General features: G+C 61.1%; 12 protein-coding genes and 1 pseudogene. All 13 read right to left on the bottom strand.

Annotated elements, in window-relative coordinates; translation table 11 throughout:
• Positions 1–81 precede the first annotated feature (81 nt).
• A complete protein-coding gene (gene nadD, locus I2G43_RS01110) occupies positions 82–759 on the bottom strand; it encodes a nicotinate-nucleotide adenylyltransferase (RefSeq protein WP_195534774.1) in 678 nt (225 codons plus the stop codon).
• Positions 760–762: 3 nt separating this feature from the next.
• Entirely contained in the window at positions 763–2220 is a 1458-nt protein-coding gene (gene obgE / locus I2G43_RS01105; protein ID WP_195534773.1) for a GTPase ObgE, read from the bottom strand.
• An 85-nt stretch (positions 2221–2305) separates the two neighbouring features.
• On the bottom strand, positions 2306–2563 hold the full coding sequence (gene rpmA, locus I2G43_RS01100) for a 50S ribosomal protein L27 (protein ID WP_089573443.1): 258 nt from the start codon (positions 2561–2563) through the stop codon (positions 2306–2308).
• A gap of 33 nt (positions 2564–2596) precedes the next feature.
• Positions 2597–2971, bottom strand: coding sequence for a 50S ribosomal protein L21 (rplU, locus tag I2G43_RS01095; protein WP_035138585.1), 375 nt, complete (start codon positions 2969–2971; stop codon positions 2597–2599).
• Positions 2972–3038: 67 nt separating this feature from the next.
• On the bottom strand, positions 3039–3851 hold the full coding sequence (locus I2G43_RS01090) for a TIGR03936 family radical SAM-associated protein (RefSeq protein WP_195534772.1): 813 nt from the start codon (positions 3849–3851) through the stop codon (positions 3039–3041).
• Positions 3848–5725: a TIGR03960 family B12-binding radical SAM protein gene (locus tag I2G43_RS01085; RefSeq protein WP_195534771.1), complete on the bottom strand. Its 1878-nt coding sequence runs from the start codon at positions 5723–5725 to the stop codon at positions 3848–3850. The genes I2G43_RS01090 and I2G43_RS01085 overlap by 4 nt, the downstream gene beginning before the upstream one ends.
• 9 nt (positions 5726–5734) lie before the next feature.
• Positions 5735–6664: a YcjF family protein gene (locus I2G43_RS01080; protein WP_195534770.1), complete on the bottom strand. Its 930-nt coding sequence runs from the start codon at positions 6662–6664 to the stop codon at positions 5735–5737.
• 17 nt (positions 6665–6681) lie between these two features.
• Entirely contained in the window at positions 6682–7908 is a 1227-nt protein-coding gene (locus I2G43_RS01075) for an FtsW/RodA/SpoVE family cell cycle protein (RefSeq protein ID WP_195534769.1), read from the bottom strand.
• A gap of 9 nt (positions 7909–7917) precedes the next feature.
• Positions 7918–9987, bottom strand: coding sequence for a penicillin-binding protein 2 (mrdA, locus tag I2G43_RS01070; RefSeq protein ID WP_195534768.1), 2070 nt, complete (start codon positions 9985–9987; stop codon positions 7918–7920).
• Between the two features lie 13 nt (positions 9988–10000).
• A complete protein-coding gene (locus tag I2G43_RS01065) occupies positions 10001–10567 on the bottom strand; it encodes a hypothetical protein (RefSeq protein ID WP_324249473.1) in 567 nt (188 codons plus the stop codon).
• Positions 10568–10579: 12 nt separating this feature from the next.
• Positions 10580–11521 (bottom strand): rod shape-determining protein MreC, encoded by a 942-nt coding sequence (gene mreC, locus I2G43_RS01060; protein ID WP_195534792.1) that lies wholly within the window; start codon positions 11519–11521, stop codon positions 10580–10582.
• A gap of 78 nt (positions 11522–11599) precedes the next feature.
• Positions 11600–12631, bottom strand: coding sequence for a rod shape-determining protein (locus I2G43_RS01055; RefSeq protein WP_006236061.1), 1032 nt, complete (start codon positions 12629–12631; stop codon positions 11600–11602).
• A gap of 127 nt (positions 12632–12758) precedes the next feature.
• Positions 12759–13264, bottom strand: a pseudogene (locus tag I2G43_RS01050) (hypothetical protein); the annotation flags it as partial.

The raw sequence follows: 13264 nt of genomic DNA, 5'->3' as shown, positions 1-13264 counted from the left end.
ATCGAGCAGCTCATGAATGCGCTTGAGCAGTGCGCGTTCATCGCCCTCAAACTGATCTTCAACGGTCAACGTTGACCCCCATCACTCAAAATCTTCTTGGCCCAGATCGGCATACAGACCGCGTTTGCGAATGTAGCCGAGCACGGACTCGCTCGTAAGATAGCGCACGCTCATGCCGCGGGCGACTCGCTTACGAATGTTCGTCGAGCTGATCGCCAGCGCCGGAATCTGGATATAGCGCACGTCGAACGGCAAGCTCGACTCCTTGATCCGAGCACGGGCCGTATCGATATCGAAGCCGGGGCGCGTTGCGGCAATAAAAGTTGCCAGCTCGGCAATCTCATCGGCATGATGCCAGGTCACAATATCGATAATCGCATCGGCACCCGTAATAAAGTAGAGCTTTACCTGCGGCGGATAAAACTCGCGCAGGGCGCGCAGCGTATCGGCTGTGTAGGTGACACCCTCGCGATCGATCTCGAATCGGCTCGCCAAAAACGCTGGATTCGCGGCAGTGGCGAGGACCGTCATCGCATAACGGTCCTCAGCTGGCGTCACCGGTTTGTCGAGCTTAAAGGCAGGAGAGCCCGCCGGCATAAAGAGCACGGCATCCAGGTCGAGCGACTCGCGCGCCTGCTCGGCGGTCACCAGGTGTCCGTAATGGATTGGGTCAAAGGTGCCGCCCATAATGCCTAAGCGATATTCCCGACCTTCTGGAATGCGAAGCTCAGGCAAACCGATTCCACCGCGCAGCGACATGGCCTACTCGCCCTCCGGGGTCTCAACATCGTCAGCGACGTCCGCTGCGTCGACAGCCTCGACGCTCTCATCCGCGGCATCCGCCACCTCAACGACCTCAACGCCCGCATCCTCGAGCTCATCCTCGTACTCCGAGAAATCCTCGGCGCCCTCAAAGTCAAAGGCGCGCTGGCAAATGCGAACCTCGTCACCTGCGCGGCAACCGGCCTTCTCGAGCGCGTCGTCAACGCCCATGCGAGCAAACTTATGCTGCAGGTAGATGACAGCTTCCTCGTTTTCCCAGTCGGTCTGGATGACCATACGCTCGATCGCACGACCGACCACGCGGAAAGCACCGGGCTCTTCCTGGACAATGCGGAAACGCTTCTCGCGCTGCAGGCGGCGGCGCTCCCACTCGTCATCACGAAGATCGACCGGTTCATCAGAGACCGCCAGCTCGGCGCGGAGCTTGGCCACCTGCTCGCCCACGGCAAGCATCAGCGTGTTCAGACCGGCGCCCGTCACGGCAGACACGGCAAAGAACATATGTCCATCGTCGAGCGCCGCGCGCTTCAGGTCGGCAATCTTATCCGCGGTGCCCGGCGCGTCGCACTTGTTGGCAACGACGATCTGCGGGCGCTCCGAAAGCTCAGCACCGTATTGCTCGAGCTCACGGTTAATGATGCGATAGTCCTCGACCGGATCGCGATCCTCAAAACCGCCCGTCATATCGACGACATGCATGATCAAAGCGGTGCGCTCGATATGGCGCAGGAACTGGTGGCCCAGGCCCTTGCCCTCGCTCGCACCCTCAATGAGGCCGGGGACATCGGCAACGACATAGGAGTATTCGCCGGCACGCACCATGCCCAAGTTAGGAACGAGCGTGGTAAACGGGTAGTCGGCAATCTTGGGGCGTGCGGCACTCATGCGCGCGATGAGCGAGGACTTGCCCACCGAGGGAAAGCCCACGAGCGCGGCGTCGGCCATGAGCTTCATCTCGAGCTCAATCCAGTGCTCCTCGGCCGGCTCGCCCAGCTGGGCGAAGGCGGGCGCGCGGCGCACCGACGTCACAAAGTGCGTATTGCCCAGACCACCGGCGCCACCGGGGGCCACGACGACGCGCTCGCCATCATGCACCAGGTCGGCGATCTCGAACATCGGGGTCTGCGTCTCGGGATCGAGCTCGCGCAGCACGGTGCCCATGGGGACTTTCAGAATCAGGTCCTCGCCGCTCTTGCCGTTGCGGCGGGCGCCCTGACCGTGCGTGCCGCGCTCAGCACGGAAATGATGCTTAAAGCGGTAATCGATCAGCGAAGAAAGCTGAGCATCGGCCTGGATGACGACATTGCCGCCACGACCGCCGTCGCCGCCATCGGGGCCGCCCTTGGGGACAAATGCCTCGCGCCTAAACGACATGCATCCGGCTCCGCCGTCGCCGCCGCACACGTTAATGCGGCTGATATCGGTGAACTGTGACAACAGAATCGCCTCCTACAAAAAAGAGGGAGACCCTTGAATCCTAAAACTCAAGTGCCTCCCACATATGTGCTCTATGAAGGGTGAATTACGCGTTCGCGAGCGGGCGTACGCTGACCCTGTGCTTGATACCCTTGTGGAACTCAACGGTACCGTCGACCAGCGCGAACAGCGTGTCGTCCTTGCCACGGCCAACGTTCTCACCCGGGTGGATGTGCGTGCCGTGCTGACGGACGAGAATCGTGCCCGTGGTTACCGTCTGGCCGGCGAAGCGCTTCGTGCCAAGGCGCTGACCGCGGGAGTCACGGCCATTACGGGAGGAACCGAGTCCTTTTTTGTGTGCCATTGTGTATACCTACTCTTTCGTTACGAGTGTAATCTACTCGGCGACGGGAGCCTCGGCAACAGCCTCGGCCTCTGCCTTGACAGCCTTCTTGGCGCGGGACGTAGCCTGGACCTTCACGATCTTCAGCTTGGTGAGCTGCTGACGGTGACCCTTCAGACGACGATAGCGCTTACGCTTGTGGAACTTGAAGACCAGCTGCTTCTCGCCCTTGAACTGCTCAACGATCTGAGCGGTAACCTTGGCCTTGGCCAGCTTGTCGGGATCGGTGACGATCTTCTTACCATCGTTGAGGAAAATGACCGGCAGGGTGACCTTGTCGCCCTCATTGCCCTCGATCTTCTCGACGGTGATGACATCGTCGGTGGCGACCTTGTACTGCTTGCCGCCCGTGTTAACGATTGCGTACATGTTTACTTGCCCTTCATGCATCAGTTAGTGCAACAGCCGAATATAGTAGCAGGCGAAAATACCCCCGTCAACGAGTATGTGGAGCAAATCCACAAGTTCGCACAGGTATGGGGCTGACGAGTCGGCCCTCGTCGTCCTCGCATGCTTGATTCTGACGCTCGACATCGTAGGAGCAGATGGTCACGAGGTCTTGCATACCGGTGGAAACAATAGGTGCATCGACGCCCGGGGTCAAGCCCTGCAACAAAACATCAGCAGCAGAAAGCAAAATTTCCGGACGCATGGAGCCCTCATTGTCGGCGTGGGTGTCGAGCATGAGCACCAGATGGTCCGTGCGCTCCCCCGCCGTGAGCTCATAGCCCACAAGCGTATGGTCCAGATCGAGGCGCTTGCTCTTTTTGCCGCGCGCATAGTCGATGCCATGGCCCGCGCGCAGCGTATCGATCGCAGCGCGCACCTCGTCGGCACTCACCGGGGACTCGGGGTCCAAGTGCAGGTCGATGCGATATGACAGGCGTGTGAGCTGAGCCGTCAACGCCGGCGTGCGCACGTCGATGTAGGCGGCCTCGATGGGCGCCAGATCGTCCGGGGACGCCGCGGACAGACGCTCAAACGCCTCGTCGAGCGAGACGAACTCGGTCATAAACAGGTCATACCACTCGCAAGTCGACGACGTTCCCACCGGCAGCGCCGACGAGAAGCCCACGCGCATATGCGGAGAGAAGCCCTGCGTGACGGCATAGGGCAGGCCCGCGCGGCGCACGATGCGCTCAATGGTATGAATCAGTTCCAGATGGCCCAGGTACTTGAGGCGGTCGCGCTTACCGTAGCGAACGCGCAGCCTAAAGAGCGTGGGATTGTCGGTCAAGCGCTCACTCATGCGCGATCACCCATCAATACGTTCTTGGCGTGGAGTGTGGGACAGATACCGCAGCCGGTGCACGACGTGCGGGTGCAGTCGGGGGTCGTGACGCCCTCGAGCGAGCGACGATACTCGCGCTCAAGGAAACCGCGCGTGCAGCCGGGGCTCACGTGCTCCCAGGGCAGGCGCCAGTCCAGCTCGTAGGGCAGATGCACCAACTCGTTGAGGTCGATGCCGTTTTCGGCGGCGGCTGCCTTCCAGTTATCGAGCGAGAAATGCTCAACCCAGGCGTCAAAGCGAGAGCCCGCACGCCAGGCATCGATGATGACGGGCGTCATATCGCGACCGGCACGCGAGAGTGCGGCCTCGATGAGCGAGGTCTCGGCATCGTGGTAATGCACGCGGACGGCGCGATTGCGCACGCTCGTGATAAGCAGCTTCTGCCGGCGCTTAACGTCGTCGTAATCGAGCTGCGGGCACCACTGAAACGCGGTGGCCGCCTTGGGGATAAAGACCGAAACCGAGATGGACACCGAGATAGATCCGCGGCGCGCCTTGGGCACCACGGAACGGCCAAGCTCCAACACGTGGTCGGCCAAGTTGGCGATAGCTACGATGTCCTCGTCGCGCTCGCCGGGAAGGCCCATCATAAAGTAGAGCTTCATGCGGTTCCAGCCGGCCTCGAAGGCCGCCTTGGCCGCACGGTCCAAGTCCTCCTCGGTCACGTTCTTATTGATGATGTCGCGCATGCGCTGGCTGCCGGCCTCAGGGGCAAACGTCAGGCCGCCCTTCTTTTCGCCGGCGACCGACTCTGCCATATCCACACCAAACGAATCCAGGCGCTGCGACGGAATGGACACGCGAATGCCCGTGTCCTCCAGACGACGGTTGAGCCTACCGAGCACATCGCGAATGCAGGAGTGGTCGGTCGTGGAAAGCGAAGTGAGCGAGACCTCGTCATAGCCGGTCTTCTCCAGACCCTGGATCACCGAGGACACGATCTGGTCGGCGGAGCGCTCGCGCACCGGACGATACGTCATGCCAGCCTGGCAAAAACGACAGCCACGAGCACAGCCGCGCAGAATCTCGATGGACAGACGGTCATGGACCAGCTGCGCATAGGGCACGCACGACTGCGAGAGCGGATTGGTAGCGCCAAAATCCTCGACGACGCGCTTGTACACCACGGGCGGCACATCCTTGCCCTCACGCGGCACGGTATAGCCGTGCGGCGAACAGGGCTCGTCATGGCGCACCTCGTAGAGCGCCGGCACGTAGTTGCCGGCAACAGACGCAAGCTGTTCAACGATCTGCGCGCGCGGGACTCCTTCGTCACGCAGGCGACGATGCAGCTGGCAGGTCTCGAGCAGCGACTCCTCGCCCTCGCCGATCAGGATAGCATCGAAGAAGGCCGCATACGGCTCGGGGTTATAGACCGAGGGGCCGCCGGCGATGATGATGGGGTCGTCCTCGCCACGGTCGGCCGCCAGCAGCGGAATACCGGCGAGGTCGAGCGCCTCGAGGAAGTTTGTGACGGCCATCTCGTGCGGCACATGCAGACCGACGATGTCAAACGAAGCGACCGGTGCCGCACCCTCGAGCGACAGCAGCGGAATACCCGCCTCGCGCATGGCGTCGCCCATATCGGGCCACGGCACATAACCGCGCTCGCAGGAAATGCCCTCGGCCTGGTTGAGAATGTTGTAGAGGATGGCGATGCCCTGGTTGGGCAGACCGACCTCGTAAACATCCGGATAGATCAGGCAGCAACGGTAGTCGGCATCGGCCTTGGAAAGCGTGCCCCACTCGTGATCGATATAGCGACTCGGCTTCTCGACCTTGGCGAGCAGCGGCTCAATTAAGTGAAAACAGTCTTGGTACGGAACGCGCAACGAAAACCCCTAAGCAGCGAGATCGGATACATCCTGGTAGGACGCCATAGGACGGGTGGCGCCGGCGACCGTGGTTACCAGGTCGCGAACGCGAGAGAACGTGGCAGTAACAACCTCGTTGGCACGGCTGTAGTCGACATCGCGCTCATAGAGCGAAACGAGTGCACGGCCCATGCCATAGGTGCCCGCGGCAGCGGTGAGCGCCTTGACGGCAAACCCGATATGCGGCGTCTGCTTGACGAGCGCGCGAGTGACGGCACGGATCACCAGGCCACCGGCAAGCACACCCGCGACCTCATAGCCGCGTTCGGGCTTAATGCCGCGCCCAAAGACGGCGGCGAGCTCAAAGAGCATGCCAACCTGCGCCAGCGCCATAACGGGATAGTCGGCACCCGGCAAGAACACCAAAGCCCCGGTCGCCATGTTGGTGAGCGCACACGAGGTGATGATGCGGTTTGCAGCGGCGATACGCATAAAGGCAAAGTTCGCGGCAAACGCCGTTTCCTTGTCGGTGCGATCGAGAATCCAACGCGCGAGCGTCTCGAGCAGATACGTCTTGTCGGTCGCCGCCACCACGCCGAGCATGGGCGTGGACTCCTCGATGAACGGCACCTCGACGGCAGACTCAGCGAGCACGCACACGGGCGCACCGGCAATCACGAGCTCCTGCACGGCGCTCTCCAGGCAGTCGGAGCCGCACGAGAGAACCAGCACCACATCGGTATCGGTCTTGGGAACGATACGCTCCTCACCTAGGCGTTCAACGCGCACAATGCCCGACGTCGTCTGCGGCACAAAGGCATCGCGGACCGTCTCGACCAAAAAGCGCGAGGCAGACGAATCCAAGTACACCGAGACGCGCACCGGCGTATCGGAGTCCTTCTTAACAGACGCGCCCATCTTAAAAGCGCGGGTAAGCTTGTCCACGGGAATCTTCATAGCAAACCCCTCCAGCGTTACGCGGCGCCCGAACGATGCCGCCATATGGATTGTACGATACCCACCGTCACCAACTGAATCATCATCGACGATGATCCGAAGCTAATGAACGGTAGCGGAATACCGGTAATCGGCATCATGCCAATGCACATGCCGATGTTCTCGAAGGTTTGGAATGCCCACATGCCGACGATGCCCACGCACGACAGGCGCAGGAACAGCGACTCGCACTTAAAGGCGACGCGAATCGTCGAGAACATAAGCAGCACATACAGGCACAGGAGCAAAAAGGACCCGCAAAAGCCGAAGGTCTCGGACAGGAAGGCGAAGACAAAGTCGGTGTGGAACTCGGGCAGAAAGCCGCCGGCAGACTGCGTCGCATGGCCCAAGCCCTTACCGAAAAAGCCACCCGAGCCAACGGCGATAAGCGACTGCTGCAGGTTGTAGGCATCGTCCGAATCGGCGTTGTCGGGGTCGATAAAGACCGTCAAGCGGTTCATCTGGTACTGCTTGATGAGCACGTCGTGGCCGAGTAGCGAATCGAAGACCGAGTCGAGCGCCAAGATAAGCGCCACCAAGCCCACCAACAGAGCCAGGGTGGACAGCACCCATTCGCGGCGCGCACCGCTCATGCAAATGACGATGGCGCCCGAGACCAGCACGACCAGGCCCGAGCCCAGGTCGCCCATGGCGACAACGGCCAAAAACGGGATGGACAGCATGCCGCAGAGCTTAACGTAGTCGCGAACGGTATCGATGCGCCCGTTGTACTGCGAGCCAAGCGTGGCGATGAAGAAGATGGTGATGAGCTTGGCAAGCTCAACCGGCTGGAAGGTCAGACCGATACCGGGGATCTTGATCCAGCCCGTCATACCTAGGCCGCCCGTATAGGAAAGACCGGGAATCTTGGGCGAGAAGATCACGATCAGGTCGATGACGAGCAGCGCCGTTGAGAAGTTGGAGATGCCGCGCAGGTCGGTACGCCAAACAAGCACCGCCAGGATTGCGCCAATAACGATTCCCAGCAGATGGCGTGAGAATGACGCATCGGCCTTAAACTGCGAGGCCGACCAGATGATGATGGCGCCGTAGGTAACGAGCGCCACAGAGGCCAGCAGAACACCGACATTGACCTTCTGGCGAAACGTGCCGCGCGAGGCCGAAAGCTGCTTGTTGACGCGGTCTAGGCTGCTACGGGAGCCGGTCTTGGTTGAGCGGAACAGATCCGCCGGCGAAAAATCCATCGCAACCTCCTATCGAACCGAAGAATCGCCCGAAGCCGATGAGGTATCGGGCTCGTCATAAATCACGCCGAGCACGTCACGCACGACATGCATTGCGGTATCGGAGCCACCGCCGCCCTGCTCTAGGACGGTAGCGATGACGTACTTGGGGTCATCGGCCGGGGCATAGGCGCAAAACCATGCGTATTCGTCCTCGCCGCTTTTCTCGCCCGTGCCCGACTTACCGTATACCTGCGGCGTCAGGGTGCCAAAGTGAGCCGCCAGCGACGTCGAAGCGGTATAAATCACGTCGTGCATGCCGTTGCGAACAAGAGCCAGATCCGAGTCGCTATTGATTTTGGCCTCCAGGCGCTTTTTCTTGCCCTTGCCGTTGTACTTATAGGCATCGCCGTCGCCATCGCGCGACACGGCCGACAAGAACACGTGCGGCACGTACTGCTTGCCGCCGTTGGCAAGGCCCATATAGGCGCAGGCCATCTGCAAAGGCGTCACCAGGATGTCGCCCTGGCCGATAGCAATATTGGTCATATCGCCCGCGTTCCATTTGCGATCCTCGGCCGAGGCGTCGGTAAAGTACGACTCTTTCCACTCGGCATCGGGAATACGGCCCGCGCCCTCACTCGGCAGGTCGATGCCGCAGGTCTTGCCCAGGCCCCAACGGCGAAAGACCTCCTGCAGGCCCTCGGAATGCTGGTCGTCGTAAAAGAATGCCTTGCCCATGTCGTAGAAGACGGGGTCGCACGAGTTGGCGATACCCGACTGCAGCGTCATGGTGCCGTGACCAGACGTCAGCCAGCAGCGCTTGCCCCAAGCCTTGCCCAGGCCCGTCCAATAGCCCGTGCAGTTGGTTGTCTGTGTTGAAGTGTAGGTTCCAAACTCAAGGCCAGCCAGCGCCGAGAGCGGCTTAATGGTCGAGGCCGACATGTACTGGCCGCTGATGGCGCGGTTGAGCAGCGGGTGCGAACCCTCGTCATCGTTGAGCTCGGTCCACACGTCGTTGGAGACGCCGCCGATAAAAACAGAAGGATCGAACTTGGGCTCGCTTGCCATGCCCAGGATCTCGCCGTTATTGGGATCGAGGCACACCACGGCACCGTTGCCGGCATTGCTGTAGCCTGTGGTCTTGGCAAGCTCGATAGCGCTCGCCAACGCCGTCTCGCAAGCCTGCTGAATCTTAAGGTCGAGCGTGAGCTTAATATCCGAGCCGGCCTTGGCGGGCACGGCACCGGCCTGACCGGTCACGTTGCCTGAGGCATCGACCTTGACGGTCTGCTCGCCGCGGATACCCTGCAGCAGGTTTTCGTAGTAGCTCTCAACGCCCGCCTGACCCACGATATCGCCCGACTGGTACGTAATCTGGCCAGCAGAGGCATCATTGTCATTAGAGGACTTCCTATTCTGCGCCTCGAGCTGCTCGGAGGTGATGGTGCCGGTATAGCCCAAGATATGGCAGGCGGTCTCGCCATACGGGTACTGACGCTCGGTACGCTCGGCAATCTTCACGCCCGGGAACTCGCCGGCGTGCTCCTGAATATAGGCGACCGTCGAGCGGCGCACGTCCGTCGCGATGGTATGCAGGCTCTGAGCGCCCTCGGAATTGTCCTGAATGTTGCGAAGGACCGCAATGTAGGGCATGCCCAGAACGTTGGCGAGATGATGGACCAACACGGTATCGTCGGCAAGGTCGCGATAGGCGACGACGGCAAGCGAGGGACGGTTTTGCACCAGCGCCACGCCGTTGCGATCGAGAATGCGCCCGCGAACGGCAGGCGTGGTGACGGTGCGAGTCTGATTGCTGTTGGCCTGTTTCTCGTAATAATCCGACGAGACCATCTGCATGCCCCACAGCTTAACGGCAAGCGCCGCAAACATCGCGCCCACGCCTGCGGTGAGGATGGAGAAGCGGCCCTTAAAGGCGGTCGCTGCGGTATTGCCCTCGCCCTCGGTGGCGCGCGGGGCCGTTCCATGCTGCGTGTCGTAGGTAAAGCGGGAATCGCCGCGACGCATAATGACCAGTGCGACCACAATGGCCACGAGCAGCACGATACCGGCGATAACAACCGTCATCTGGGAAGACATCTACGAGCCTCCCCTATTTGAGTTTGCGAGTCTTGGGCTTAAAGCGCATACCCGTCTGACGACCGCCACGTGCGGAGAATCCGTAACCGGACTGCGGCACGACGCCGGACATCAAAAACGGAATGGCGACCAGGCCCGTCAGGATCGAAGACGGCAGGGCGTGGCCAAAAATCGCCACGACAAAGCTTGTCTCCAGACTCATGAACAGCAAGATGATGCTGTAGATCACGTTGATGATGAGCGCGAAGACACCTACGGTAACGCCGCGCGCGCTCGGGGTGCCGCTTGTCTGACCGGCAGCGCTATGCACCAGGGCAAAGCTGCCAACCGTCAGCAGCAAAGACATGACGCCCACCGGAACAGCCGCCGAAAGGTCGTAAAACAGGCCGCTGCAAAAACCGCAGACGACGGCACGCGTGGGGTCGCCCGAGAACGCGCTCAGGCACACCAGGATAATCATAAAGTTAACGCGACCGCCAGCGATGGAGATCTGCGGGGCCAAACCCGCCTGCAGCAACACGCAGACGATGGCGGCAATCACAAAGGTACGGGAGCCAGCCCCCTGCTCGTGAAGATCCACGGACATGCCTCCCTATTCACTCGAACCGGAGTCGGTCGTTTCGGACGTGTCGGAGCTGTCGTCCGAACTCTCGTCCTTAGTCTTGGTCGCGGCATCGCGCGACGTGCCTTGCGGCGTGCTGTTGGCGGTGCTCACGTCCTCGTCCGAAGCCGACTGCTCGTCGGTCAGCGAGGTGATGACGAGCACTTCCTCGTTGTTCTCGGCCGTAGTCTGGGCGCGCACCACAATGGTGTAGTACACGTCGTTGGCAGACTTCTCCACCGAGGACACAGTGCCGAGCGGCAAGCCCTTGGGGAATACGCCACCGATGCCCGAGGTCACGATGATGTCGCCCACTTTGACGTCGGAGTCGACACTCACGTACTCAAGACGCAACGTACCGTCAGCCTGACCCTGCAACATACCCTGGGCACGCGTGTCCTGCACCATAGCGGACACGCCCGAGTTCTCGTCGCCAATCAGGCGCACGGTCGACGTCTTGGCCGAAACCTCGATAATCTGGCCGATAACACCGGCCGAGCTCGTCACGGGCATGTTAATGGAAAGCCCGTCGGCAGAACCCTTATCGATGGTGACCGTTGAGGTCCAGGCATCGCCCGAGGCGCCAACGATACGGGCCGCGGTCGACTTGAGGTTGTAGGTGGACTGCAGCCCGACCAGACCCTCCAAGCGCTCAGCAGTCTTCTGGGCCTCGGAAAGCTCAGCAACCTTTGAGGTCAGGTCCTCGTTTTGCTTTTTGAGCTCGTCGAGCGTTTCCTGCGACGCCGTGAGGTTGGAGAACACGTTGCCAATCGCATTGAACGGCGCGGCCACGGCCGAGCCCACGAAGCGCACCGGCGAGGTGATCGTCGTCACACCCGAACGAACGGCATGAATCGGCCCAGCCTCGCCCTCGCGGATGTAAAACGTGAGCAGCAACACCGAAATCAGGCTGAAAACAATCAACGGGCGCATACCCGTTGATTGTCGCTTGGTATTCAGATTTGTGGAGAAACCCGAAGATCGTGCCAAATGGAATCCACCTTTTGGAAATTAAGCATTGGTCTGGACGAAGCCACCGTCAAACGCGTTGGCCTCGAGCACGCGGGCGCAGCCGTTCACGACGTTATCGAGCGCCGTGGGGCTAACGTTGACCGAAACACCGGTCTCATCGCGCAGACGCACGTCGAGCCCGCGCAGCAGCGCGCCGCCGCCGGTCAGCAAAATGCCGTAGTACATGAGGTCCGAGGCAAGATCGGGCGGCGTGGCGTCGAGCGCGTCCTTGACGGCCTTGGCCATCTCGTCGAGCGGCTTGTTGAGCGCGCGACGGATCTCCTCGCTCTCGATGCGCACGGTCTTGGGCAGGCCCGTGATAACATCGCGGCCGTTAACCTCGACGTCGAGCTCGTCCTTGAGCGGGACGGCGGAGCCGACCTTGATCTTAATGTCCTCTGCCGTACGCTCGCCGATGGCCAGGTTATAGGCATCGCGAACGTGCGTGAGGATTGCCTGATCGAACTCATCGCCGGCAATGCGGATGGACTGCGAAACGACAATACCGCCCATGGCGATAACGGCGACCTCGGTGGTGCCGCCACCGATATCGATGACCATGGAGCCGGTGGGTTCCTCGACGGGCAGGTCGGCGCCGATGGCAGCCGCCATGGGCTCCTCGATCAGATAGGCCTGGCGAGCGCCGGCCTGGATCGTGGCCTCAAAGACGGCGCGCTTCTCGACCGACGTGACGCCGGAGGGAACACAGACGACGACGCGCGGGCGCGGAGTCCACGGATAGCGCTTCTCGGACGCCTTGTCGATAAAGTAGCGCAGCATTGCCTCGGTAACATCGAAGTCGGCGATGACGCCGTCCTTGAGGGGACGAACGGCCACGATGTTGCCGGGCGTACGGCCGAGCATGCGCTTGGCCTCGATACCGACGGCCAGGATGCGCTCATCGTTCTTGTCGATGGCGACAACAGAGGGCTCGCGAATGACGATGCCCTTGCCGCGCACGGAGACAAGCGTATTGGCGGTGCCAAGGTCGATCGCGAGATCGCCCGCATAGCTACCGAAGAACATATCCATCAAAGAAAACAACGCAACTCCTGATATGTTGGATGATTGCTGGAAAACTACTAGCCCATCATACTAGCGCAAGCCCGGCACCTCACTTGCGGTGAAGCGCCGGGCAAAGCCAAATCCCATAAGGTCACTACTGGTTGTCAGCGGCCGAGAAATCGATATCGAGCGAAGACACGGCCCAACCGATATGGTTGTCGGAACGGACGAACTTGACGGTGTACTCCTGCTCGCCGCCCTTGGACAGCGATGCCTTCACCTTGGCGGTCGTCTCGGTCATGGACTGGTCCATGCCCTCGACGGAGACGGTAGCACCCTGCGGAATCGAGGAGATGATCATCGACTTGGCGTCCTCGGACAGGCTCGAGGCGAGGCAAGACTCCGCCTTGGCGGTGTCGCCATCGCCGGCAGCCTGGAACAGGTCGGTAACCACCGACTCCTGAGACGGGAACCCAAGGCCGCGCGTGTAGGCAAAGCCCAGACCGCCCGCGGCGATCAGGATGAGCAGAAGCAGCACGATGAAGACCTTGAGACCCGTGTGGCGATGACGGCGACGGACCTTGGCCTGCTTACGGTCTTGGCGGTCCTGCTGAACCATCTCGGACTCGGACAGCGTGAAGAAGCCGGTGTCCGAGGGGT

The organism is Collinsella aerofaciens, assembly GCF_015557435.1.
GTDB classification, from domain to species: Bacteria; Actinomycetota; Coriobacteriia; order Coriobacteriales; family Coriobacteriaceae; genus Collinsella; species Collinsella aerofaciens_Z.
The sequence above is the reverse complement of the archived record's forward strand: the minus strand, read 5'-3'. Positions and strand labels throughout refer to the sequence as shown.